This window comes from Zobellia barbeyronii, from assembly GCF_018603515.1.
Lineage (GTDB): Bacteria > Bacteroidota > Bacteroidia > Flavobacteriales > Flavobacteriaceae > Zobellia > Zobellia barbeyronii.
Genome location: NZ_JACATN010000003.1, coordinates 46933 through 72850 on the forward strand (window position 1 = coordinate 46933; position 25918 = coordinate 72850).

General features: G+C 38.8%; 16 protein-coding genes. All 16 read left to right on the forward strand.

Translation table 11 applies throughout. From position 1 onward, the window contains the following. Position 1: 1 nt before the first annotated feature. The 16 genes from HW347_RS08885 to HW347_RS08960 all read left to right on the forward strand — a co-directional run bounded on the left by HW347_RS08885 (position 2) and on the right by HW347_RS08960 (position 25760). Positions 2-1279 (forward strand): family 16 glycosylhydrolase, encoded by a 1278-nt coding sequence (locus tag HW347_RS08885; protein WP_214611550.1) that lies wholly within the window; start codon positions 2-4, stop codon positions 1277-1279. A gap of 34 nt (positions 1280-1313) precedes the next feature. Next, a complete protein-coding gene (locus HW347_RS08890) occupies positions 1314-1454 on the forward strand; it encodes a hypothetical protein (RefSeq protein ID WP_214611551.1) in 141 nt (46 codons plus the stop codon). A gap of 15 nt (positions 1455-1469) precedes the next feature. Next, entirely contained in the window at positions 1470-2732 is a 1263-nt protein-coding gene (locus tag HW347_RS08895) for a glycoside hydrolase family 117 protein (protein WP_214611552.1), read from the forward strand. Between the two features lie 12 nt (positions 2733-2744). After that, the gene (locus HW347_RS08900) at positions 2745-3917 is read left to right on the forward strand and encodes a DUF6786 family protein (protein ID WP_214611553.1); all 1173 of its coding nucleotides are present in this window, start codon (positions 2745-2747) and stop codon (positions 3915-3917) included. Between the two features lie 50 nt (positions 3918-3967). Next, on the forward strand, positions 3968-4957 hold the full coding sequence (locus HW347_RS08905; protein ID WP_214611554.1) for a family 43 glycosylhydrolase: 990 nt from the start codon (positions 3968-3970) through the stop codon (positions 4955-4957). Between the two features lie 37 nt (positions 4958-4994). Continuing rightward, positions 4995-7652, forward strand: coding sequence for a WD40/YVTN/BNR-like repeat-containing protein (locus HW347_RS08910; RefSeq protein WP_214611555.1), 2658 nt, complete (start codon positions 4995-4997; stop codon positions 7650-7652). A gap of 20 nt (positions 7653-7672) precedes the next feature. Continuing rightward, positions 7673-9331 (forward strand): apiosidase-like domain-containing protein, encoded by a 1659-nt coding sequence (locus HW347_RS08915; protein ID WP_214611556.1) that lies wholly within the window; start codon positions 7673-7675, stop codon positions 9329-9331. Further along, positions 9332-10864: an alpha-L-fucosidase gene (locus HW347_RS08920; protein ID WP_214611557.1), complete on the forward strand. Its 1533-nt coding sequence runs from the start codon at positions 9332-9334 to the stop codon at positions 10862-10864. Between the two features lie 138 nt (positions 10865-11002). Continuing rightward, positions 11003-13390: a hypothetical protein gene (locus tag HW347_RS08925; protein ID WP_214611558.1), complete on the forward strand. Its 2388-nt coding sequence runs from the start codon at positions 11003-11005 to the stop codon at positions 13388-13390. Positions 13391-13438: 48 nt separating this feature from the next. Then, positions 13439-14863, forward strand: a complete 1425-nt coding sequence (locus tag HW347_RS08930; RefSeq protein ID WP_214611559.1) for a sulfatase family protein — start codon at positions 13439-13441, stop codon at positions 14861-14863. A gap of 108 nt (positions 14864-14971) precedes the next feature. Then, a complete protein-coding gene (locus HW347_RS08935; RefSeq protein WP_225901881.1) occupies positions 14972-15766 on the forward strand; it encodes a 3-keto-disaccharide hydrolase in 795 nt (264 codons plus the stop codon). 95 nt (positions 15767-15861) lie between these two features. Beyond that, positions 15862-17382: a sulfatase family protein gene (locus HW347_RS08940; protein ID WP_214611560.1), complete on the forward strand. Its 1521-nt coding sequence runs from the start codon at positions 15862-15864 to the stop codon at positions 17380-17382. A gap of 34 nt (positions 17383-17416) precedes the next feature. Continuing rightward, positions 17417-18907 (forward strand): sulfatase family protein, encoded by a 1491-nt coding sequence (locus HW347_RS08945; RefSeq protein ID WP_214611561.1) that lies wholly within the window; start codon positions 17417-17419, stop codon positions 18905-18907. 79 nt (positions 18908-18986) lie between these two features. Continuing rightward, positions 18987-20360: an alpha-L-fucosidase gene (locus tag HW347_RS08950; RefSeq protein WP_214611562.1), complete on the forward strand. Its 1374-nt coding sequence runs from the start codon at positions 18987-18989 to the stop codon at positions 20358-20360. A gap of 195 nt (positions 20361-20555) precedes the next feature. Next, positions 20556-22817, forward strand: a complete 2262-nt coding sequence (locus HW347_RS08955) for a DUF7133 domain-containing protein (protein WP_214611563.1) — start codon at positions 20556-20558, stop codon at positions 22815-22817. Between the two features lie 27 nt (positions 22818-22844). Continuing rightward, a complete protein-coding gene (locus tag HW347_RS08960) occupies positions 22845-25760 on the forward strand; it encodes a glycoside hydrolase family 2 protein (protein WP_214611564.1) in 2916 nt (971 codons plus the stop codon). Positions 25761-25918 lie beyond the last annotated feature (158 nt).

Sequence of the window (25918 nt, forward strand, 5' to 3'; positions counted from 1 at the left end):
AATGATTCTAAAACCAGCTATTGTAATCTTCGCTTTTATAACCGGTAGTCTTTTTGCTCAAGCCCCACCCGAAGCCAAAGTTTCTCCAGAACAAGAAACGCGTCAAGGGCCACCTAAGCCTCCTATGGGTAAGCGATGGGTGCTAAACCCTGATTTTTCTGATGAGTTTAATGGAACCGAGTTGGATTCTACAAAATGGTATGACCACCATCCTAGTTGGATTGGTAGAGCACCTGGTTTATTTATGCCATCACAGGTTTCGGTTAGTGATGGTTTCTTGAAAATGGAAGGCAAAAAATTTGAAAAGGACACTATAGTCCATGCATACGGCAAAGACATTACTTTTAACATAGCCGGTGCCGCTGTGGTATCTAAAAAATCTACCAAATTCGGATATTATGAATGTCGGGTAAAAGCTGCAGCAACCACGATGTCAACAACATTTTGGTTTTCTAGCTCTAATAATTTTACAGGCCCTAACGATTGTGATAAATACGGATTGGAATGGGACATTCACGAATCGGTTGGTAGAGAAGGTGATTTCAGCGGAAGTTATTTTGCCAGTGGCATGCACTCCAATTCACATTTTTGGTATACGGATTGCGAGGGTAACAAAGAGGATTACCGAGCACCACAAGTCAAATTTGAAGACAGCAAACTTACTTCTGAAGACTTTAATATCTACGGCGGTTGGTGGCAAGACGAAAGTACAGCCAGCTATTATTACAATGACCGGACGCCAAAACACCAAAAGTTTTATGATAAAGTAAAAGACAAGCCTTTTGACCAACCTATGTTCATGCGTTTGGTTTCGGAGACTTACCCCTTTCCTTGGATTGAACTACCAACAGACAAAGAACTTGCAGACCCTACTAAAAATACAGTCTATTATGATTGGGTTAGGGCTTACAAACTGGTTGATAGCAACAATCCAAATTCCGATGAAAAAAATAGTATAAACCTTTACAATGAAAATGTATCGTTTGACAGTCCTATCATTGCCCAAAAACAGTCTACATCTATAGAAATACCTCTCACCTATCAAGCAAATAAAGACCGAGAAATTGAATTAAAATTATTTGATGATGAAGGTGAAAAAATAGCTGAATCTAAGTTTATCGCTTACGAGGGATATGCTAATCTAACTTCTGTTATTAAAGTCGATGAAAAATTATCTACAGACGCTCCTTATAAACTAACAGCTAGTATCCGCCCAGTAAATGGGGATAGCAAAAGCACATTGGATCAAAATACGTTATACATCAATTTGATAAATTAAAAAGACTTCGGTTTACACAAAAATCCAAAATGGTATGAGCAAAACCATCCTATCTAAAATAGTTCCATCAACCTTCTTTCTGATAGGAATGGGTGTCAGCAGGCAAGCTCCTCAAAAAAGTGATGCCTTTTTCAAGCGTCTAAAGACAGAAAAAGTAGCTTTATTACTCCACTAATATTAGAACAGAATTATGAAACAATTTATTTTAACCGTATTAAGTCTTAGCAGTTTTCTTCTTTCCTATGGACAAGAAAAAGCTTTTCCGTATGATTTACCAGAAGAGAAACCCAACCGTCCTTTGAGCGCTGCTTTAGAACGGAACTATGATAATTATTTAGGTGCCCGTCCTGAATCCAACGAATTATTTACCCAGTTTAAGTATACGGAACTTAAGGGTTTTGATTACCACGATAATGATGGTACTATATCTAGAAGAGACCCTTCTAAAGTGATTTTCGAAAATGGGAAGTACTATATTTGGTATACTCACCGGGAAACTCCTGTGGCTCCAGTAGGCATTCCAAGGGTTGAAGAATCTAATGACACTATTCCTTCTGCAGATTGGGATTTAGCCGATATTTTCTACGCGACATCAAAAGATGGGTTTACTTGGGAAGAGCAAGGTGTTGCAGTTCCTAGACCTCCAAAACCACAAGTAGGTTGGCGTTCTGTTACCACAACAGATGTTTTAAAATGGAAGGGCAAATACTATTTATACTACCAAGCTTTTTCTGAAGCTCCAGGAAAAAGTGGAGGGGACAATTGTCCCGTTGCGGTTTCTTATGCTGATTCTCCTAATGGCCCTTGGACACCTTTTAAGAAAGAAGTAATACCTAACGGCGCACCTGGCTCTTGGGACCAGTTTTCAATTCATGACCCCTACCCTATAGTTCATAATGGTAAAATTTACCTGTATTATAAGTCGGATTTTGGCAAAACCAAAACTAAAGGTAATGTCCGCATGCATGGGCTGGCCATAGCAGATGACCCATTAGGTCCTTTTGAAAAACACCCACTGAATCCAATACTAAATTCAGGACACGAGACTACTTTGTTTCCATTTAAAAAAGGGGTTGCTGCTTTTGCCATTAGAGATGGTAATGAACTGAACACCATACAATATGCCGAAGATTGGGTGAATTTTGAAATAGCTGCTATGGTAGAAATGATGCCCGATGCAGGTGGGCCTTTTGTTGCTGATGCTTTTACCGATACCAAAGATGGTCGCGGAATTACTTGGGGAATTTCCCATTTTGCGAACCCTACGCGCGACTGGAAAAAGAACCATGTAGTCTTAGTCCGTTTTGATTGCGACCTGAGCCTAGATGTTGATGACAAACAAATGAAACGCCACCACAACACGCCTAAGTTCGAGTATTTGTTGGAGCATGGACTGAATGCTAAACAACGAGAGCGTGCAATAAACGCTACTAAAAAGCTGAATGGGAACTAAAACTGCAAAGCAATGACCAACTACCTAAAATTAGTATTCTGTACCGGACTTTTATTTGCATTTGGTGCAAACCTTCAAGCTCAAAACACTTTTGGTGAAGACTTGAATTTTCTAAAAAAGCACCAAGAGGTAATCACCTTAAATGCAAATCAAGGCAAAAGCCTGCTTATAGTGTCTCCCGCGTTACAGGGTAGAGTAATGACCAGTACTTCAAATGGTCTAAAAGGCAATAGTTACGGGTGGATGCATTATGATTTGTTGGCCTCCGGAAAGTTTGAAAAGCATATTAACCCGTTTGGTGGCGAAGACCGTTTTTGGATTGGCCCTGAAGGTGGTCAGTACTCCATTTTCTTTAAAAAGGGAACAGAATTTTCTTTTGAAAATTGGTTCACACCCAAAGAATTAGATACCGAATCTTTTGATGTTATAGCAAAAAACGAAAGCACTGTTACTTTTCAAAAGAAGATGAATTTGGTGAACTACCAAGATTTCAAATTTGATATTGAGGTGAATAGAAAGGTCTCGATTTTCAATCAAAAAGAAATAGAAAAAGAACTGAATATCGACTTAAAACAAATCGACTTTGTAGGCTATCAGTCTGAAAATGAAATCGTAAATATGGGAACACAAGCATGGTCTAAAGACACCGGACTATTATCTATTTGGATTTTGGGAATGTTTATTCCTTCTGAAAATACTACCGTTATACTACCTTATAACAACAAACTGGCCCTGAACAGTTCATACTTTGGTACAGTACCCCCAGAGCGTTTGACCATTACGGACAAACATGTGCTTTACAAAGGTAATGGTACATATAGGTTTAAGCTGGGACTTCCGCCGCAAAACATCATTCCTTACATCGGCAGTTATGATTCAAAAAAGAATATCCTCACTATTGTAAAATATAGCTTTAAGGGAGATACCACTTATGTAAATTCCGTTTGGGCCGAACAAGAGCATCCTTATAAAGGTGATGTTGTAAACTCTTATAATGATGGCCCATTAGAAAACGGTGATCAACTCGGTCCTTTTTATGAACTAGAGTCATCTTCAAGTACCCGAGAATTAAAACCGAAAGAAGCTATTCAACACCTGCAAAAAACCTATCATTTTGAGGGTGATAAGGCCGCTTTAAATCGTATTTCTAAACACATATTGAACATAGACTTAAACGAACTTTAGTACCACAGTATTTACCGATACTTACAAACTTACCAGCAACACTATACCAAATGAAAACTAGAACCTTTCAATTTTTAGCAGTATCTTTTTTACTCTTTCAAACTGGGCTTATGGCTCAAGAGAATTTATTGGTACCACAACAGGCCAATGAATATGTACGAATCTATAAGCCTGATGGTGATTATTTTTTCGCCCCCGATACACCAAACCTAAAAGAAGGAAAATGGTATGATGAATGGGTTCCCAACGACCATACTTTTGTAAAGGGAGATGATGGTAAGTGGCATATATTCGGGATTACCCACCCATTGGTAGAAACAACCCCTCTCAATAATGGCATACACGAAGGCGAGCATGGTTCTTTTCATGCCGTATCAGAAGCAACAGATTTTAAAGAAACGGTAAAAGAACATCACTATAATGATCTCCCTAAAATATTGACTCCAAAAGACCGTCCTGGAGAAATAGCTGCTAACCACGCACCTTATATTGTTAGAAAAGACGGACTCTTTCAGATGGTTTATGGCCATAGCCCAATGCGATTGGCAGTCTCTGACAACCTATATGATTGGGAACCAAAAGGAGAGCTTTTTTCGGACCCAGATGGTGCACGAGACCCTAATTTACTTTTATATAAAGGCACGTATTATCTGACGTATTGCTCAATAAAAAGTGTCCGAATGGTAACTTCTAAAGATTTGATTAACTGGAGTAAACCTAAAATCATTCTTAAGACCAACAAGTTTGATCCTGAATCGCCATCCCTACTGTTTCACAACAATACCTTTTACCTTTTTGTTTGCGCGTGGGAAGGTGGCTGGGACGGCAAAGACATACAAGGTGCTTATACCCATAAAGCTTATGTATACAACTCCAACGACCTGAACGACTTTGGCTCGGACCAAGAGAAAGAAATTGCCGTATTAAATGCCCATGCTCCCGAGATTTTTCAAGGCGAAGATAACCAATGGTATATCTCTAGTGTAGAGTGGCCGTACCGAGGAGTGAGCATTGATAAATTAGAGTGGATTAAAAAATAACAACATCATAAATAAGCACAACTTAGAACACTGAGCTATGAAAAAAACAATAGTATTTCTCCTAACTATTTTCTTGGGACATAATCTACAGGCACAAGGAAAGTCAGATTTTTTTCAAGAAATTAAAACGGAAAAAATAGCATCCGACCCTTCCGTTGAATGGAAAAATTTTGGTCCTGGCATGTCCGGTTATTGTGAAGAATTTTGGAACCACCCTACTGATGAAACTGTAATGTTCATGAGTCCGGATATGCATGTGAGCTATGGCTCATGGGACAACGGAAAATCATGGCAATCGTTGAAAGACCCTGATGGTTTGGGTCATGACATGAAACGAGTTTTAGATATTGAATTTTCATTACAAAATCCTGATTACGGGATGGCGATTGATTGGAACGGTTGGGTTTTTGAAACTATTGATAAGGGTCATCACTGGAAAAAAACTAGGGAATTAGGCGGAAGCCATAAAGACGTAAACATTGACCCTAACGACCCTAAATCATTTGAAAAGGGTTGGTATTATGAACAACAGGGCACACGCTTAAGTGAACTTTCCGTAGACCCAACCAATGACAATATCTGGTATGCAGGTGCAGGCGATTTTTGGAATGTAAAGAGCAACCATAGATCAGCGGAAAATCCCAACGGCATCTTTTTTAAATATGCAGCTTACGGTTCTATCTATAGGTCTATGGACAAGGGAAAGACTTGGAATAAAATCACCAAAGGCCTTCCCGAAAAGACGGATGTTGGTAAAATCATTGTTAATCCTAATAACAACTTAGATATTGTAATGGTAACCAATTACGGATTAATGCTTAGTAACGATGGTGGACTTTCATGGACAAAAGGAGGTAATGGTCTTCCTAGCAACCTACCGCGTGACCTAACATCTTATTATGACCAAAAGACAGGCGAGTTTGTTCTGTTTGTGGTAGACCAAACGGTTTATGAAGAAAAAGGAACTACAATAACTTCCAAAGGAGGTGTTTTTAAAAGTACCGATGGTGGTGAAAACTGGAGTAACATTACAGGGAATCTATTTTTTGACATGACAGCCCTCCACTCCACGGCAGAAGTTGATCGTTTCCATAAAACGATGGGTTATTGGTTCGGTATCTCTAAAAATAAATCGAAAGAAAAATTCTCTTCTCTTCCTACTAAAATCCTTCCTGTTTTCAATAGATTGGTAGTTAACCCTTTGAACAAGAACGAAATCTATGTATCCTATAACCGTAAACACGATTTCACTTTTGGCCCAGGTGATGTATGGCGAAGCTTAGATGGTGGAAAAACTTGGGTTACATGCGCCAGATACGGTCCCTATTGGAAAGGAAATAATGATTTAGAGTATTGGAAAAACAGAAATAACCCCACTGGGACCAATATTGAATTCGCGCATTTACAGACCTATATGAATGGTACTTCAGGTTCTTCCGGTAACCGGATGATGTCTATTGACCCTAAAGGAAATGTTTACATTGGTATAGATCAGCAAACCCTAAAATCAACCGATAAAGGCAAGACATGGAAGCAAGTAGATGATTTTGAAACTTCTAAAGGCAGTAACAAATGGATTGGTAGAGGTGATAGTAATCTTCCTGGTAGGTTTATGCTTTTAGAAACGGGTATTAAAAATAGACGCATACTCTGTAGTGGCGAACATGGGTTGTGGCAAACTACTGATTTAGACGGGTGGCCAGACAAGCAAGCCGTTGCTGTGGAACAAATAGAAGGTCAAGTTCATGATCATAGCGGTAATCATGGTGCCCATTCCATCTCTACCGTAGCAGTACACCCAAATGACCCAAATACTATTTTCATATTAGCATGGCGACAAGAACACCGAGGTAAACTTCGCAAGACCACAGATGGTGGAAGAACTTGGAAAAACATTGCCACAATTTTTGACGCGGCCAATAACTCTTGGCAAAGTGTTGCGGCTCAAAACTCACTTCTGATTGATCCTAACAATCCTAATAACATGTATTTCTGTTCAACCACTAGAAAAATTTCAGAAATAGGCGGTGGAAAAGCTCAAGAACTCACCAAAGGCGGTTATGGTTTCTATCGTTCTTTTGATGGTGGATTTTCTTGGGAATTGAGCAATACCGGTTTTCACAAAAATGCCAGTGTGCGTCGCATTATTATGCACCCTGACCAACCAGAAACCTTATACGCTGCTTTAAATGATAAAAATGGCGGACTTTATATTTCTAAGAATAAAGGAAGTAACTGGAAGAAAATGACTATTCCATCCGTCATAAATTCGGTGAACAATGTATTTATTGACCGCAACACCAAGGATATACTTATTTCTACCGGGCAACGTGGTGGTACTTATGAAGAAGGCGGAGTTTGGCGCAGTACGGACAATGGTAAAACTTGGCAACAAATTTTTAAAGCTCCTTTTGTCTGGCAAGCAGAAACCTCACCAGTTGATTCAAAACTAATCGTAATCAGTGCTGCAGGTCAACAAGTTAGCATGTCTGGCGAATTCATGAATCCGGGTGTTTATTTGAGTCAAAATGGAGGAGACAACTGGAAAAAAATCAATAAAGGTTTAGGCCAACCAGATAAAATCGTAGACGTTAAACCTGACCCCTACAACAAAGATGTACTCTGGTGCGCCGCTTGGGGCAGTGGTTGGTTTGTAACCTATCTAAACGGAGCAACAGAAGGTTGGGCAGAATAATAGTTAAAACGAGAACAAAAATGATAACATACTTAAAAACGCTTTCTACATTTTGCTTTGCACTTTTGCTTCCTTTTATAGGCAGTTCACAGTCCAAAATATTTGAGAATCCAAAGGCTAATACGGTCATAGAATGCCAACAATGGGAAGTTATTGATTTAATCTTTCCTGTAAATAAAAAAGTAAAGGCTCCTTTTGAAGTTACTGCCACTGCTGAAGTTACCGACGGTACAAGAACGCAACAAATTCCTCTTTTCTATAATGACAACGGCACATGGGTTTTACGATATTCTAGTGCTATCATTGGCGAAAAATCTTTCGTAATAACTTCTGAACTCAAGGGTTTAAACGGTAAAAAGGGAAAGATTTCAATCTCAGAAAATAAAAAAGCAGAACGCCATGGAGGTATCGTACTTAATGAAAATAATCCTCAACATTTGTTTTATGAAGACGGTTCCCATTACTTCAATTTAGCTTTTGAGTGCGATTGGCTCTTTGCACTAGATTATGGAGAGAAAGATATTGCCAAGACTAAGCACCTCTTATCGCTAATAAACGAATATCGCTTCAATCAGGTGGTCATGAACGTGTATTCATACGACGTTTCTTGGCCAAAAGACAAGCGTCTGGCCGAACATCCTGAACATGAATATGGCGGGCGTGAAGATATTTTTCCTTTTCTAGGGTCCAACTCTAAACCGGACTATAGTTCTTTAAATATTGACTTTTTTAAGCATTTTGACAAGGTCATCTCAGAAATGCACGATCAAGAAATCGTTAGTCATCTCATGATTTACGTTTGGAACAAACTAGTGTCTTGGCCGGAAATGGAATCTGAGGCAGACAACAGATATTATGATTATGTCATAAAACGATACCAAGCTTTTCCGAATATAGTTTGGGACGTTTCAAAAGAAGCGCTTCACAAAACAAGGGCGACTGCCGGCTATATTTCGGAACGTATTGAACGAACTAGAAACCTAGATTCTTATGATAGGTTGGTATCCGTTCATGATTACGGATTCTGTAGAAACCATGCGGATGAAGTCGATTTTATTTCGATGCAAAACTGGCAACATACTTTATACCAAAATATGCTAAATGCTCGCAACGATTTTCCGAACAAACCTATTTTCAATATTGAACACGGCGGTTATGAAGAATCGCCCTATGTAGTTTTTCCTGGGGCTTACGCCAATGCAGAAGTTTGTTTGCGCAGAAATTATATGTGCCTTTTTGCAGGTGGCTACACCACGTATTATTGGCAAGGGGCTTCTTGGAATGCTCTAATCCACAACCCGTTTGAACAGCCTGATGATTTTGAAAAGCCTCATTTTGAGTATTTCACTCATATGCAAAAACTCTTTGATACGGCCCCTTTTGAAAACTTTGAACCTAATGCTCGCTACAACGGTAGTGGTTATAACCTGACCAATAAAAAAGACGGCATCATTATGATGTATACCCCAAAAGAGAATCATTATACGTCTGCTAAAGTTCAAATTTCAAAAGAGTTCAATTACGAAAATGCAACGCAACAATGGTTTAATACCATTACTGGAGAATTCACACCTAAAGAGAAATATAAAATGGTAGAACTTGGTTTTTGGGATTTTCGTCCATGGCGATACGAGGCAGACGCCATTCTTATCATTAGGAATTTAAAACCAAAGAACTAAATGAAAAGTCCAACCAAATCCATCCTTTTTAAGTTAAATACGTTCATTCTATTTTTCTTGACCGCTACACTAAGTTTTGCTCAAAAGTCAGCAACGATAAGTGAAAAAGTGGCTATGCCATATCAAGCAGATTGGTCGTCTTTACAAAAGCACACTACTCCAGATTGGCTTTATGGAATGAAATTCGGAATCTATTTCCATTGGGGTCCTCAGACCGTACAAGTAGCTTCTAAAAATCCAGAAATGACCGTTCTGGAAGCTATTGATACTTGGAAAGGTGAAAAATTTGATGCTGAAAAGTGGGCAGATTTAATGCAAGCAGCAGGTGCCCAATTTGGTGGGCCCGTGGCATGGCATGGTAGTGGTGTCGTAAATTGGGATAGTGATATAACGGATTGGAATTCCGTAAACAAAGGACCTAATGTAGATATATATGGGAGTTTAGCAAAAGAACTTCGCAAACGTAATATGCCCATAATATCCTCTTTCCATACAGGAGACTTTTGGAGTCGTATGTGGGGCCAATTATCCAAAGAAGACCCAACTTACCTTAATCCTTATGAAGATAATTCAAAGTACGCCACTGCTAATAAAGGTCGTATTTCAGATGCTATTTTCAAAGCTTGGTTTGACCGTATTTCAGAAGCTATCGATAAATACGAGCCAGACATGATTTGGTTTGATACTGGATTTGGCGGAACTGTAAAAGGAGAATTGAAAAACTACACAGACAATGGCCGCCTCTTGCCAGACGGAGCTAATGAACTAAATAGTGTTCCGGAAAGCTACCAACAAAAATTGATCAGTGATTACTTCAACAAAGGCTTGGACTTGGGCAAAGAGGTAGAAGTATTTTACAAAACTCATGATATCCCACCAGGAATAGGGCTTCGCGATATAGAAGATGGGAACTTACTTGGTATGCAATATGACCCATGGATGGCAGACATTAATATGCAACGTCATTTTGAGTGGCGTAGTACCTGGTTTTACAACCCTGTAAACAAGGTGAAGGATGCCGGTACATTAATCGATATGTTGGTTGATATGACCAGCAAAAACGGCAGAATGCTTCTAAATGTACCTCCCATGGCCGATGGTAGTTTTTCCGAGGAAACCAAGAAGGAATTATACGCCATGGGCGATTGGCTAAAGATAAATGGGGAAGCTATTTATAACACCATGCCATGGATATTTTATGGTGAAGGCCCCACAGAAGTAACCAATCCAGGCCATCACGGACAAGGAAAAGACCATGGTGAATTGATTCCAAAATATACTTCAGAAGATATCCGGTTTACTCAAAACGGTAAAAACCTATATGCCATTTGTATGGAATGGCCAGGAGAACAAATTACCATTAGAACATTAGGTAGTAAAGGGAAACTCTATCCAGGTGACATCAAAAATATTTCAATGTTGGGAAGTAATGAACATATCAAATGGGAACAGAAACCAGAAGGTTTGGTGGTTACATTTCCAAAAGAAAAACCATGCGATTTCGCTTATGTATTAAAAATTGAGCGGCGTTAAAATTTCTCACTAAAGTCATATAACAATCGTATAGTAACTCAGAAAATGATGTATTTAAATTACCATCGGCAAAAAGAAAAAACCACAATTACATTTACTTTATTATCAATTATATTTTTTCTTTTTTGGAGCTTGGGCTTGTCAGCTCAAAGCGTTCTTCTTGGGGATAACGCCCCCTATCCCAATGTAAATGATGGTGATTTTAAATTGATAAAGGCCGGTTCTTGGCGCCTTGGATTGCAGTCTCCTTTCTGGACGCCCTCTAATGAGCCACAAAAAGAAGGTCATTCTATGGGTTTGGTTACTGGACGGTATTTTAGTTCTTTTGATTATGCTTATATCGATTCTAAACCCCTGAACACCAATTCTGATCATCAAAACCTGAAACCCGGTGATGAACTGAATTGGAGCCTTGGTGCCGATTTGGAATACATAAGTAACGGTACTATTTCGTTACATCTATTCTTTGGAAATCAAGAGTACATCTTAGCCGAAAATATGAAACTCACAGGCTCTGACAAAACTGTTGAACATTTCTCAGGAAGTTATACGGTTACAAAAGCAGATGTTGTAGCCGGACCTCCACATATTCGTGTCTCATTCTATTCAAGTGAAGACGTTAAAGTCTATCTAGATTATGTGAACTTGAATATAAAAACGCCTGAAAAACAAGGCCCTAAGCTTTCAGGAAAAGTTATTGACCAAGGTATTCAGTTAGATTGGCAAGATGAAAAAGCAAATCCAGATAGTACATTTTCAATATACGGAAGCAAAGGTGAAAACGGAGAATACAAAAAACTGAATACTACCCCTAACTCTACCTTTACGGATACAAACCTTATTAACGGTATTACATATAGCTACGTTGTAACCCGTCTCAACACCTCAGAATCTGGAGGATCTAACAAGGTACTTCTTAAGAAAATAGACAGTGATGCCCCTACCCCTCCAACAGCCCTAAAAATTAAGGCATTTGATACCGAGATTAAAATTGAATGGGAGAAAAACCCAGATATTGATGTAGCCAATTATTCGGTTTATAGGGGGGATGCCAACGGGAACCATCTACGACAAATTGCTCATGACCTTACGGATTCTAAATATGTAGATTTTACCCCTATAAAAGATTCCCTTAACTCCTATTTGGTATTTGCACACGATTATTCAGGTAATAAAAGCATGGCTTCTCAAATAGTAAAAGCAAAAGTAAAAGCAGTTTCCGGAGCTTCCTTTAGCGACCTTATTCTACCGATGCCCATTCACAATAAACTAAGAACCGATCTTTGGGGAACGGAGGGTGTTTTGCCTCGTGACCCGGATAACGGTATTGAAGACCCTGAGTGGAGCTATTGGGGTGGTAGACCTGTAAAAGATAGAGACAACAAATACCATATGTTGGTAACTAGGTGGCCAGCAAACGCAACTAAAGGTCATTGGGAATGGCCAAATTCAACTGTAGCGCATGTGGTCTCTGAAGCACCTACTGGACCATACAAGGTAAAAGAAGATACGGCGTATGATTTTCACAATGGGCTGGGCCATAATCCCGATATTATATTGTTAAACGACGATACATATCTGTTTTATTCTTTGGTAAATTGGGAAGCTACATTATTTACTTCCAAAACCATGAATGGCCCATGGAAACGTCTAGGGGTTATGACGGTAGATTGGAAAAGCACAAATGAAGATGAAAAACTGTCGTACCGTTATTATCGTAATCTATCTGGAGTTCAGTTAGAAGATGGTAGGTTTCTATTTGTGACAAAGGCCGGAGAAATGATGCGCAGTGAAACAGCTGATCCTCTAGGGCCGTATACCGTTCTGACCGATCAGATTAGATACAACCAAATTATTCCCGAAAAATATAGAAACTCCAATTACGAAGACCCAGTACTTTGGAAAGATGAAGTACAATACCATATGATGATTAATGCCTTTTGGGACTATCGTGCAATTTACCTACGTTCCCCAAATGGTATCCATTGGAAATTCAATCCCGGAACGGCATATACACCAGACAATACTTCCTATGAAGATGGTACGCGAACCCATTGGTACAAATTAGAGCGGCCCCATGTATTACAGGACCAGTATGGTAGAGCCACTCATCTTTCTCTTGCAGTAATAGATGTCTCAAAGGCAGATGATTTGGCCAGAGATAAACACAGTTCTAAAAATATTATTGTTCCCCTTACTGTGCATAAACGCATTAAGATGTTGAATAAAAAGAAGATAGATTCAACCACAAAAAAGATTAAAATTCTGGTGTTTTCAGAACAGGGTTTTGATGCTCAAAAAGATATTGACCTTGCCTCTTTGCGATTCGGTGCTACGGAGGAGGTTGATTTTGGAAGGGGATCAAAAGCTATTAAAACCAAGAAAAAAGGGAATGACCTTATTATTGAATTCAACGGCACCGGAAACGGAATTACAGCTATCAATTTTGCAGGAAAACTACTTGGAAAAACAAAGGAGGGTAAGTTGATTATAGCCTTTTCAAAACTTTCATCAAACAAAGATTAAGCATTACACACATTTCAAAAAAGAGATGGCCTTAAACCAAAAAATAGGATGAATACATTTAAAATAGTTTTCTTTTTTCTGTTCTTATTTTCTTCAGCACAGATAGAAGCTCAGTCTAAAAATGTCATTATCATCTTCACAGATGACCAAGGGTATGAAGATTTGAGCTGTTTTGGTTCGAGTAATTTACAAACCCCAAATATTGACCGTATGGCCAAAGAGGGTCTAAAGCTCACTAGTTTTTATGTGGCTTCATCTGTCTGCTCTCCTTCCAGAGCTGCTTTATTAACGGGAAGAATGCCCAAACGTGTAGGCGTGCCGGGTGTATTGTTTCCTAAACCGAATGAAGGCGGACTTCCTCCGGATGAAGTAACCATTGCAGAGCTTTTAAAAGAAAAGAACTATAAAACCGCATTGGTAGGCAAGTGGCATTTGGGGCATGATAAAAAGTATTTACCCTTAAATCAAGGCTTTGATTCGTATTACGGTATTCCGTACAGCAATAACATGTCTGTTGCTCCAGGTATTGACATTTCAAAAGATGTAGTATTAAACGATAACTACACGTATGAACATATGGCTTCGGATATCAGTAGAGTAGAAAAAAACCTAACTAAGGTGCCCGAAGAAGACCTTAAAAACAAACCTCCATTAATGCGGGGAAATGAGATTATTGAATACCCTACCAATCAAACAACACTTACCGAACGGTATACCAAAGAAGCCGTTTCTTTTATCGAGCAGAATAAAGAAAAACCGTTCTTCCTATACTTCGCTCACTCATTTCCGCACGTGCCTGTTTTTGTTGGTGACAAGTTCAAAGGAAGTAGTGGAACTACCCCGTATTATGATGCCCTTCAAGAAATTGACTGGAGTGTGGGTGAAATTTTAAAAACACTAAAAGAGAATGGTTTAGATGAAAATACAATGGTGATTTTCACTTCTGATAACGGACCAAACCGTCACGGTTCTGCTAAACCGCTCAAGGGAAGAAAATTCGATACGTATGAAGGCGGACAACGTGTTCCGGCAATTATCTGGGCTCCAGGTAATATAAAAGCTGGTACGGTTAGCGATGAAATTGTTTCATCACTTGATATTTTCCCCACCATAGCTAATTATGCGGGTATTTCTTTACCAAAAAATAGAGTGTTTGATGGTTACGATATGTCATATTTTTTCAGCGGAAAAACCAAAAAATCACCTAGAAAAGAAATGATTTTCTATGGTTCTAATTCAACAAAAATTGACGGTATTCGTGTTGGAGATTGGAAGTATTTAATTAAGGGGTATAGAAAAACCTCTTGGCATAAACTTTCTGAGGCAGACCTTAAAATTAAATTATTCAATGTAAAAGATGATAAATCCGAGTCTGAAAATGTAATTGATTTGAATGCTAAAAAAGCAAAAAAACTTTTAAAACGAATGCAGCATTTTGATACTGATTTAGAAATGGATATTTCAAAAAAATAATGCACTCATTTAGTTTGCACGAGTGATACCTCCTGGAAAGGAAAAGCACTGATGAGTCTAAGTAGGCTGATATGAAATTATCAAAGATTAATGTAAAAAAATAAATTTATGAGATTATATAAAATGATTTTTGGCTTTGCTATAGTGCTTACTTTTTGCCAATGCCAACAGCTAAAAAACCAAAAAACGGATAAGGAAAATTGGCAAGTTCTTTTCAATGGAAAAAATTTGGCCGGATGGGTAGTTAAGTTCAACCATCATGAATTAGGAGATAATTATGCAAATACTTTTAGAGTGGTTGACAGTGTGATTCAAGTAAATTATGATGGTTATACTGAATTTGGAGAACGCTTTGGACATTTATTTTATCATAAACCATTTTCAGCTTATCACCTTAAATTCGAATATCGTTTTACAGAACAGTGGATGGACGAGGCTCCTATTCATGCCTATCGTAACAGCGGTATTATGTTTCATTCACAAGACCCAAAAATCATTTTAAAAGACCAGAAATGGCCTGTAGCTGTAGAGTTTCAATTTTTAGCCGAAGAAACAGAGGGGGAACCAAGGCATACGGGAAATTCATGCAGCCCGGGAACGCACATTCATAAAGATGGTAAATTAATTAAACAGCATGTGGTACAGTCTAGTTCCAAAACTTACAAATGGAATCAATGGGTGAAGGGTGAGTTAATTGTAGATAAGCAATCTAATATAACGCATATAGTGGAAGGAGATACTGTTTTGCAATACTCCAACCCTATAATTGGAGGTCGTGCTATAGTAGGTTCTGATCCAGCTATGCTAGTTGATGGCAAAGCAATATCAAGTGGCTTTATTGGTCTACAGGCAGAAGGTCAAGGAGTAGAATTTAGGTCTATTAAGATTAAGACACTGGATTAAAAATTACAGAAAAAGGAAAATAATTACATCATAAATTCTCTCCAATATTGAATTTAATGGAACAATTAAGGCTTAATAAATATTAGACAAAAAACATGATGACTTTTTTTAATAAACAGACAACACTATTAATTCTTCTACTATTGATAAGTGGATGCTTTGCAGAGGCAGCTAGTCAACAAAAGCCAAACATCCTTTTTTGTATTGCCGATGATCAATCTTTTGTCCATACTTCCGCTCAAGGTACGGCAGAGTTAAACACGCCTAATTTTGACCGCGTTGCCAAGAGTGGGGTTATATTCAACAACGCCTATACGAACGTGTCTTCTTGTGCTCCGTCAAGAGCTTCCATTTTAACCGGGCGTAACATTTGGGAACTTGAAGAAGGGGGACTATTGTTTGGAGGATTGCCTAAAAAATACACCACTTTTTCGACTCTATTATCCCAAAACGGATATAGCACAGGGTATTCTGGCAAAGGGTATATGCCGGCCAATCAAAAAGAACCCTACCAGATACGCCCATTAGCTCCAGAGTTCAACGACATTAAAATGGATGCCCCAAAAAATATGTCCAATAAAGATTATGCGGAAAACTTCAATGCATTTCTTTCTAGTAAAGAAGAGGGCAAACCTTTCTTTTTTTGGTTCGGGTCACATGAAGCCCACCGAGGATACGATGCTGGAAGTGGCGCTAGAGCAGGCAAAGATATTTCAAAAATAGAGGTACCCGGATTCTTACCCGACAATGAATTGATACGTAATGATATCGCCGATTATTACAATGAAATAGAATGGTTTGACTCGCACTTGGGTCGTATGATCAAAGCGCTAGAAGAAGCCGGAGAGTTGGAGAACACTATCATAATTGTAACGGCAGATAATGGAATGCCTTTTCCCCGTGCAAAAGGTACCTGCTATGATTATGGCACACATATGCCTTTAGCCATATGTTGGGGCAATAAAATTAAAGGGGGCAACCACGTAGATGATTTTATAAGCTTCACTGATTTTGCTCCCACTTTACTAGAAGCCGCTGGTATTGCTGTTCCCGAAGATATTACAGGAAATAGTTTTCTAGAAGTTTTGCTGTCCAATAAAAGCGGGCAAATTGACCCTAAAAGAGATCGGGTATTTACGGCTTTGGAACGCCACACCTATTGCCGTCCCGGAGGAGCTCCCTATCCCATACGAACCATTCGCAAAGGCGATTGGTTGTACATGCTAAATTTTGAACCTGACAGATGGCCTTCCGGTAATCCTGATTTTGCTTCTCCACACCAAGGTTTTTACGGAGATATTGACGCGGGACCTTCCCGTGAATATTTAATTGTAAACAAAGATGAAGCCTCTGTAAAATTTTATGCCGACCTATCACTTAAAAAACGCCCTGAAGTAGAGCTGTACAATGTAAAGGAAGACCCTTATCAATTACATAACCTTGCTTCTGACGATTCTTATGCAAACCTGTGTATCGAATTGAAAACAGACTTGTTTGCCTATTTAAAAAAGACGAACGACCCAAGAATGCAGGGGGAATCGCCTTGGGACAATTACCCCTATTTTTTTGAAGGTTTCGAAAAAGAACATTTGAAACCTGTTAAGGAAAGACAATAACAAACCATAACACTACTTAAAATATAGAACACGTATGAATCCATCCACATTAATAAACAAAATATGCTTCCTAGTTTTATTTGCAGGACTTAGCAGTTTCCTTAATGCTAAGGAACAACCAAATATTGTAATCCTAATGGCCGATGATATTGGTGTTGGAGATATCGGCTTTTATCACAAAGAAAGAACGGGTAAAGAACCATTGGTTCCGACACCTAATATAGATGAACTCATTGCAAATGGTATGCGCTTTTCTGATGCCCACTCCCCTGCTTCTTTATGTGCTCCTACCCGATATTCAATGATGACAGGCAATTATCCATACAGAAATACAAATAGCCCTTGGGGTGTTTGGTCTCCCTTAACAAATGACGGTATTGATGATGACTCCACTACTCTATCTCGGATTGCGAAAAAAGCAGGATATAACACGGCATTTTTTGGCAAATGGGGATTAGGCGGCGTTTGGAACGGTGCTCCAGAGAATTATTCAAAAACTGAAGGAGGTGCTCAAAAATTCGACTTTGATTATTCTATAGAACTTCCTCAGGGGATTCAAAACAAACCTTATGTCTATTATGAAAATGGCGCGTGGATGAAACTCAAATCAGATTCAAAACTGGTACACATTCCGTTTGCACAGACGGAATATGATGAAGATAACAGAAAGCGTAATCGTGATGGTATTGGCGATTCTAATTGGAACCCTTCATTAGCTGGCCCAATATTAGCTAACAAAGCAGTGGAGTATATAAAAAAACAGAACCACAATCCATTTTTTATTTACTACTGCAGCCAGGCCGTTCACGTGCCACACAGCCCATCTGAAACTCTAGACGGAGTAAAAATAAAAGGTTCAACCTTAGGTAATCATGGGGATATGATTGCAGAACTAGATGCCCAAGTAGGTATGATGATAAAGGCTCTCAAAAAAACAGGCAAATATGAAAACACACTCTTTGTATTTACTTCAGACAATGGTGGTCTTAATCACAACAGAGCCTTAACTCAGGCAGGACATGATTCCAGTAATGGATTGGCAGGTAAAAAAGCATCAATCTATGAAGGGGGACACCGTGTTCCTTTCGTAGCGGTTTGGCCAGGAAAAATTGTCAAAAACTCAGAATCTCAGGTACCTATTATAGGTCAAGACATGTTTGCCACCTTATCGACTCTATTAAAAATTCCGCTTGATGATAATAAAATTTTAGATTCCGCTAACCTTCTTCCCATTTTTCAAGAACAATCTACTGAACCACTGCACAAGTACCTCATGCATAGGTCACAAGATGTAAAAGGTCCTTTTCATGCCATTCGCGAAGGTAATTTTAAACTGATCATGATAGCGGATAGTAAGAAAAACCTAAAAGGACTAAAAGCAATTGAACTGTATGATTTAAAGGACAATGTTCAAGAAAAGAAAAACAAAAACTTAATTAATGAGCCCGGGCAATCAGAACGTATTCAAAGAATGCAAAAAACCTACTTGGACTTGCTCAACAATGGAGGGACGACTCTTTTTTAAAAACTAATAAACAAGCTCTTACCTAGCTTAAAATATTCTTATACATACCAGAACCAGTTACCAAAATAAAACAACGATTATGAAAAAAACAGTCTTCATTTTAATAGCCATTTTGTTATACCTGCCCTCCTGTTTACAAGCTCAGGAAAAAAATTATGAACCGGCTTGGAGTTCGCTTCGCAATCACCATACCCCTGAATGGTTAGTCAATGCCAAGTTCGGAATATACTGTCATTGGGGTATTCAGACCATCAGTTATGAAAAAGGAAAAGAAGATTGGACGGATGAACAATTGCTCAAACAATTTAAAGGCGAAAATTTTAATGCAGATGAATGGGCCAAACTGTTCGAAACTGCGGGAGCCAAATTTGGTGGAGTAATCGGATGGCATGGTAGTGATTTAAAACATTGGGACAGTGACATATCAGATTACAACACGGCTAAAGTTGGACCTAAAATAGATATTGTAGGCGAAGTTTTTAAAGCTGTCCGAAAACGAAATATGAAAACCTTAGTTTCCTATCATTCCATTGAAGGTGCTGAATGGATTAATTTTGCAAAAGAAGGTGTAGACAAGTATGATCCGGATATTTTTTGGGTGGATGCTAGTTTTGGCGGTACCAAAGGCTCACACAATAAAAAAGTGACTCGTAAAAGTAAATTTATTGGTGAAGGAACTTCACCATCTCCCGTATTCGAAGATAAGTACCAAAGGGAGTTTATTTCTTACTTCTTCAACAAGTCTATAGAGCGAAATAAAGAAGTTGAATTTGTTTATAAATCCAATGACATTCCACCTTCTGTAGGAATGCGAGATTTAGAAAATGGTATTCTTACCGAAACTGCTTATGATGTTTGGATGACCGATATGGATATGACCGTTCCACCAGATTTCCCAACACATGGTTGGTTTTATAGAGAAGGCATTCCTATGCGTTCCACCAATGAATTGGTAGATATGTTGATGGATGTTATTAGTAAAAACGGAGTTCTTTTATTAAATATCCCTCCAAAGTCAGACGGTACTTTTCCTGCCGAAGTAGTCCAAAACCTAACACAGATGGGCAAATGGTTAGAAAAGAATGGTGAAGCTGTTTATAACACAGCTCCTTGGTTTATTTATGGCGAAGGCCCTACTGATATTGATGAAGGTAACTATACGTACCATCACAACAATCATTTTGCACAAGTTCAATACACAAAAGAAGACATCCGGTTTACTGTAAACGGAAACAACCTTTACGCCACTTGCTTAGGCAAACCTGATGGTGACTTATTGATAAAATCTTTAAATTCAAGTTTTAAACTTCGCAAAGGTGATATTCAAAAAGTCGTGCATTTGGGTACAGGTAAAACCCTTCAATTTAGTCATGATGAAAAGGGTCTAAATCTAAAATTGAACGATGCTACACTAGATGAATCTGCGAATGTTTTCAAAATAACTCTTAACTAATTTTTTATATCAATTGCTGTGTCATATCGGTTTAGAAAATTAGAAATCATGAAAAAGCACATATGATATAGGCATATGATCATTTGTAACAACTTCAATAGGGTGCTATGATTATTTTTACGAACAATCATTCTTACCAACCAATATTGCAGTTTTAACCAAAAACGAACAACAAACAAACGCCAAAAACCGAATATGAATCAATTATTTTACCAGTTACCAAATCGTTCTACGATACAAAAAAGTCTCTTCGTTACTTCTGTCCTTATTCTATTAACCCTTGGCAGTTGTAAAAAAGAAAAACCGGTCTACGCAGATGTTATTTATACCAAACCAACACTTGTAAAAGACCCTCCAGTTGTTTTTATGACCCCGGAAGAGAGTATGAAAACAATGCATCTTCCTGAGGGTTATCATATGGAACTAGTTGCTAGTGAACCTATGATCAATGAACCTGTAACGATTGCTTGGGGGCCTGACGGCAAACTTTATGTTGCTGAAATGCTCACTTACATGCAAGATATTGACGGTACAGATGAGAATGAACCGTGGAGCAGGGTTTCAGTTCTTGAAGATACTGATGGCGACGGAAAAATGGACAAAAGCACCGTTTTTGTGGACAGCTTAATTCTTCCAAGGATTATTGTTCCTTTAGATGACCGCGTCCTTATTGGGGAGACCTATAACCGTAGTCTTTATACCTACAGAGATACAGATGGCGATAACGTTGCCGACGAAAAGAAGCTTGTTTTAGAAAAGAACAAACGAGACAATGCAAATTTAGAGCATCAATCTGCTACAATGATTTGGGGACTTGACAACTACCTTTATCAGTCTAATGGTTCATTTCGTTATAGGTTTACTAGAGGGGAAATGGAAATTGATACTCTAAGAGATGCACCTTCGGGGCAATGGGGAATGACACAAGATGAAGTCGGTCAACTTTACTATTCCAGTGCCGGTGGGGAAACTCCGGCGTTAGGTTACCAAAAACACCCCTACTACGGTACTTTGGAAATGGAAGGAAAATGGGAAGAAGGCTTTGAAAAAGTATGGCCTATTATTGGAACACCAGATGTTCAAGGTGGTTTTGGCCGTCTTCGTGAAGATGGGACGCTTAACCATTTTACCGCCAGCTGTGGGCAATCTATATTCTTGGGAGACAAACTACCCATGTACGGAGACCTTTTTATTCCAGAGCCTGTTGGGCGTTTGATTCGCCGTGCGAAAGTGAACTTGGTAAACGGAAAAAAAGTATTGTCTAATCCTTACGGCGAAACAGAATTCTTAGCATCTACAGATACCAACTTTAGACCTGTTGATACACAGACTGGTCCTGACGGTTGTCTGTACGTGGTTGACATGTACCGTGGTATTATCCAAGAGGGTAACTGGGTTAGAAAAGGTAGTTTTTTACGCCCCGTGGTAGAAAGAAAAGGTTTTGATAAAAATGTTGGAAAAGGTAGAATTTATAGAATAGTTCATGATGAAATAGCACCTTCAAAACAAGAAGATTTATTGCATAAAACTAATGATGAGTTATTAGATTACCTACATCACCCTAACGGTTGGTACCGTCTTACAGCACAGAAAGTATTGGTTCTAAAACAAGATAAAAGTATCGTTTCTGATTTGAAAGATATGGTTACTGTTGGAACCCCTTTTATAGGTTCTATGTTAGACGATGCCGATTATGCATTGGGAAGACTTCATGCCATCTGGACATTAGATGGTCTTGATGCCATAGACAAACCTCTTGTCATAGTCGCTTTACAAGATGAAGATGCCCGTGTACGTGCAGCAGCCTTGCGAGTAAGTGAACCATTTTTAAAATCTGGAGATGCTAGTGTTTTTGAAGCTGTTCAGGCTTTGAAGAGTGATAAAGCTCCAGAGGTTTTACAACAAGTAGTCCTTTCTTTGAATTCAGCTAAAGACAAAATGGGAAAAGAAACCATTTCTGAAATTATTGCAGCTAACCCAAGTAATGAAGCCATTGCAACTATTGGTGAAGAAAGCTTAAAGGAAGTTCCTTTAGAAATAGAGAAAATTAAAAAACAGTATGTTTTACAAAACAGTAATACCCGAAAGAGAATCGTAGAGGGGTACAACAATTTCAAAAACCTCTGCGCTGCATGCCACGGCATGAACGGTACGGGTATTGAAGGAATGGCTCCGTCATTGGTGGGCTCTCCTAGGGTTACCGCTAAAGATTGGAATATTCCAGTGAAAATTCTTCTAAATGGACTTACCGGACCTGTGGACGGTAAAGAATATTCCGGTGTTATGGCGGGTATGAAACAACAGGACGATGATTACATTGCCAGCGTGGTGACTTATATCAGAATGCACTTGAACAACGAAAAAGGTGTTGGTGGATGGCAAGTCAGTAAAGTTCGAAAGGAACAAGAAAATCGCGAAGATTATTGGACGATTGAAGAGCTTGAAAAGAGCAAATAAACAATTTTCATTAAAGAACATTATAGAATGAAGCATTACAGATTAATGCTCTGTGCACTATTGTTTACCGCAATAGCTTGGGGGCAGAATACAACCTTACCAGAAGGGTTTACAAAGACTGACCGTTCCAAACTAAATATCAACCAAGGATGGAAATTCCATTTGGGCGACCCCGATGCCGATTTCTTTAAATTGGATACGGATGATTCCAACTGGGAAACAGTTAACGTGCCTCACGGATTGGAACTTACTACAATGGACCTCAACGGGGCTCAAGATGATAAGTACCAAGAAACCTTCATGCGAAAAGTAGGTTGGTATCGAAAAGAGATTCAGGTTTCCGAAAACGCGAACAACAAGGTTTTTCTTGAGTTTGAAGGTGTTCATCAGGTAACGGACGTGTGGGTAAATGGCAAGCACATTGGTCAGCACTCCGTTGGAGGCTACACTCCTTTTCATTTTGATATTACGGATTTTGTAAATCGAGGCGAAAAGAACCTCGTAACGGTTTTAGCCGATAACAGAAAACGGGATGATATTCCACCAGACCCTGGTCCAATGGACTATATTAAGTTCGCCGGTCTGTATCGCGATGTGTATTTAGTAGAAACCAATCCTCTACACATAACTTTTAATTGGGAAGCTGAAAATGCAGGTCAATACATCACTACACCAACCGTAGACCCAGTTAATCTTAATGCTACTATCAACATTAAAACTACGGTTCGTAATGAAAATGTTCAATCTAAAAAGACTACCGTTTTAAGCAGAGTAATAGATGTTAAAGGTTTAGTCGTATTAAAACTAAAGCAGACCAAAACTATTCCAGCAGGAGCCGATGTTCAATTTAACCTCATTGGCAGTATAGAAGATAATCTAAAACTTTGGTCTATAGATGAACCTAACCTCTACCGAGTACATACGTTAGTTCTAGAAGATGATAAGGCTGTGGACCAAGTAGAAGTTAAAACGGGATTCAGGAAAATTGAAATGAACAATCATGATGGTATTGTCCTGAACGGAAAACCCATAAAACTCATTGGCACCAATTTACACCAACATTACGGTTTTATAGGTGATGCCATGCCCAATTCTTTGCATTACAAAGATATCCTACAATTAAAAAAACTGGGAATGAATGTTATCCGAACGGCACATTACCCACATGACAATTCTTTGCTAGAAGCCTGTGACGAACTTGGTATGCTGGTATATGAAGAGGCCCCAACATGGATGTCCATCGGTAATGAAGCTTGGTTCGATAATTTCGAAAAAGCAGCAAGAACTATGGTCAGAAACCATAGAAACCACACTTCCGTTTTTGTCTGGGGAGCTGGTATCAATCACAGGGGTTATGTTCCAAGGGCTCATAATGTAATTAAACAAGAAGACCCGTTTAGATATACCGCTTCGCAAAGTAGCCGTTGGACGGGTTGGCAAACCTCTGGTTTAACGGATATTTATGGGCAAATGGTGTATGGACCCTATTATTGGAGTGGAGATGAACCCATGCTAGCAATGGAAGGGCGTCGTGGTCCTGAGGCTATTAATGAATATATGAACAGTCCCATGAAATTGGGTCTCATATCGTGGACGGCACATGCCTATTATACTTTTCATCCTACCGACACGCCAAAAGATAGAAGTCGAGGCGGTTTTATGACCGCTTTCCGCTACCCGCGTCCCGAAGAAAATCTGGCTTGGTATCCTGCCGAACTAACCGATTATCCTTATCTCCTTATTAATACCGATTGGAAAGAAGGTACTAAAGAAGTGGTCGTGTTCAGCAATTCGGAGAAAGTGGAATTAAAAGTGAACGGTAAGACCATTGCAACACAACACCCTACAAAAGCAGATAAATACAAATATTTAAAACATGCGCCGTTCGTATTTTCTATCCCACAATATGAAAAAGGAAAACTGACGGCAAATGGTCTGCTTGATAATAAAGTTGTTGTTTCCGAAACTAAGCAAACTCCAGAATCGGCATATAAAATAGTTCTAGAACCTGATACTGAAGGCAGAAAATTTGTTGCGGATGGTTCTGATATTCTTGTGGTTTATGCAAAGGTGCTAGATAGAAACGGTACACTACTGGGTGATACTGACACAGCTGTTGAATTCGCTATAAAGGGCGATGCTGAAATTATTGGCGATAAAGAAGGTATTGGTTCCAATCCTATGCCAACACAATATGGTGTTGCCCCAGTACTGATTCGCGCAGGTAATTCTCCCGGTGAGATTACGATTACAGCTAAAGCAAAAGGTCTGAAATCTGCCTTCGCAACAGTTGCAACCGTAAAAGCTAATTTTGATGTGATAGCTGCAAATGCAAAGCCTATCTATGATTTTGAAACGCTTCGGGTAGATTTAGGAGGAGATGAACAATTAGTTCAGTTTGATTGGACTCCGTGGAATGGCAAAGACAATGCGGCCTCTACAAAGGAATTTGAAGAGTTTGAAGGTTTCTCCGCTACCGTTCAAAGTAATGGTGATGCTAGCTCAACCCGTTGGTTGGGTGAAATAAATGTTATTGGAAAATACGGTTTCGCTCATGGCGAAGGTGTTCTGGGTGTGTCAAAAGAAGGACTGACCTTAGAATTTTCTGGATTGAAAAAGGGAAAATATAAGTTGAATACAGTTCATCATGCCCCTAGAACCAATACTGATAGTATGGACCCCAATCAGGAAAAAATAGCCACTTATAAAATCTATAAGATTCCTTATGCCAAAGAAATTGGTGTTACTATTATCGATGCAAATGGTTCCTCTACTCTATCTAACATAACCGTAACCGAAGGAGAAACTATGCAGACTACACCTTTTCAACCCACCGAGATATACTTTGAATCGGATGGGAACAGTAATGTTCGTTTCATATTTAAAGGAAGTGACGAAAAAGCAGTTTGGCTCAATAGTTTTATTCTGAGCGAATGGCATTAAACAGATAGCCTTTAGTATTCTATGAATCCCCCTGGTATTGCCTTGGGGATTTTTTTTTATAAACAGCTTAAAACTACCCTCACTAACAAATATTCAAAATCTAACCCAAAAATATATTAACATCACTTATTACAGGCTAAATAATTAGATTAAAAATA

What these genes read in the sequence shown, in the direction of transcription:
- HW347_RS08885 (WP_214611550.1), top strand. Translation starts at nt 2, where the DNA reads ATGATTCTAAAACCAGCTATTGTAATCTTCGCTTTTATAACCGGTAGT.
- HW347_RS08890 (WP_214611551.1), top strand. Translation starts at nt 1,314, where the DNA reads ATGAGCAAAACCATCCTATCTAAAATAGTTCCATCAACCTTCTTTCTG.
- HW347_RS08895 (WP_214611552.1), top strand. Translation starts at nt 1,470, where the DNA reads ATGAAACAATTTATTTTAACCGTATTAAGTCTTAGCAGTTTTCTTCTT.
- HW347_RS08900 (WP_214611553.1), top strand. Translation starts at nt 2,745, where the DNA reads ATGACCAACTACCTAAAATTAGTATTCTGTACCGGACTTTTATTTGCA.
- HW347_RS08905 (WP_214611554.1), top strand. Translation starts at nt 3,968, where the DNA reads ATGAAAACTAGAACCTTTCAATTTTTAGCAGTATCTTTTTTACTCTTT.
- HW347_RS08910 (WP_214611555.1), top strand. Translation starts at nt 4,995, where the DNA reads ATGAAAAAAACAATAGTATTTCTCCTAACTATTTTCTTGGGACATAAT.
- HW347_RS08915 (WP_214611556.1), top strand. Translation starts at nt 7,673, where the DNA reads ATGATAACATACTTAAAAACGCTTTCTACATTTTGCTTTGCACTTTTG.
- HW347_RS08920 (WP_214611557.1), top strand. Translation starts at nt 9,332, where the DNA reads ATGAAAAGTCCAACCAAATCCATCCTTTTTAAGTTAAATACGTTCATT.
- HW347_RS08930 (WP_214611559.1), top strand. Translation starts at nt 13,439, where the DNA reads ATGAATACATTTAAAATAGTTTTCTTTTTTCTGTTCTTATTTTCTTCA.
- HW347_RS08935 (WP_225901881.1), top strand. Translation starts at nt 14,972, where the DNA reads ATGAGATTATATAAAATGATTTTTGGCTTTGCTATAGTGCTTACTTTT.
- HW347_RS08940 (WP_214611560.1), top strand. Translation starts at nt 15,862, where the DNA reads ATGATGACTTTTTTTAATAAACAGACAACACTATTAATTCTTCTACTA.
- HW347_RS08945 (WP_214611561.1), top strand. Translation starts at nt 17,417, where the DNA reads ATGAATCCATCCACATTAATAAACAAAATATGCTTCCTAGTTTTATTT.
- HW347_RS08950 (WP_214611562.1), top strand. Translation starts at nt 18,987, where the DNA reads ATGAAAAAAACAGTCTTCATTTTAATAGCCATTTTGTTATACCTGCCC.
- HW347_RS08955 (WP_214611563.1), top strand. Translation starts at nt 20,556, where the DNA reads ATGAATCAATTATTTTACCAGTTACCAAATCGTTCTACGATACAAAAA.
- HW347_RS08960 (WP_214611564.1), top strand. Translation starts at nt 22,845, where the DNA reads ATGAAGCATTACAGATTAATGCTCTGTGCACTATTGTTTACCGCAATA.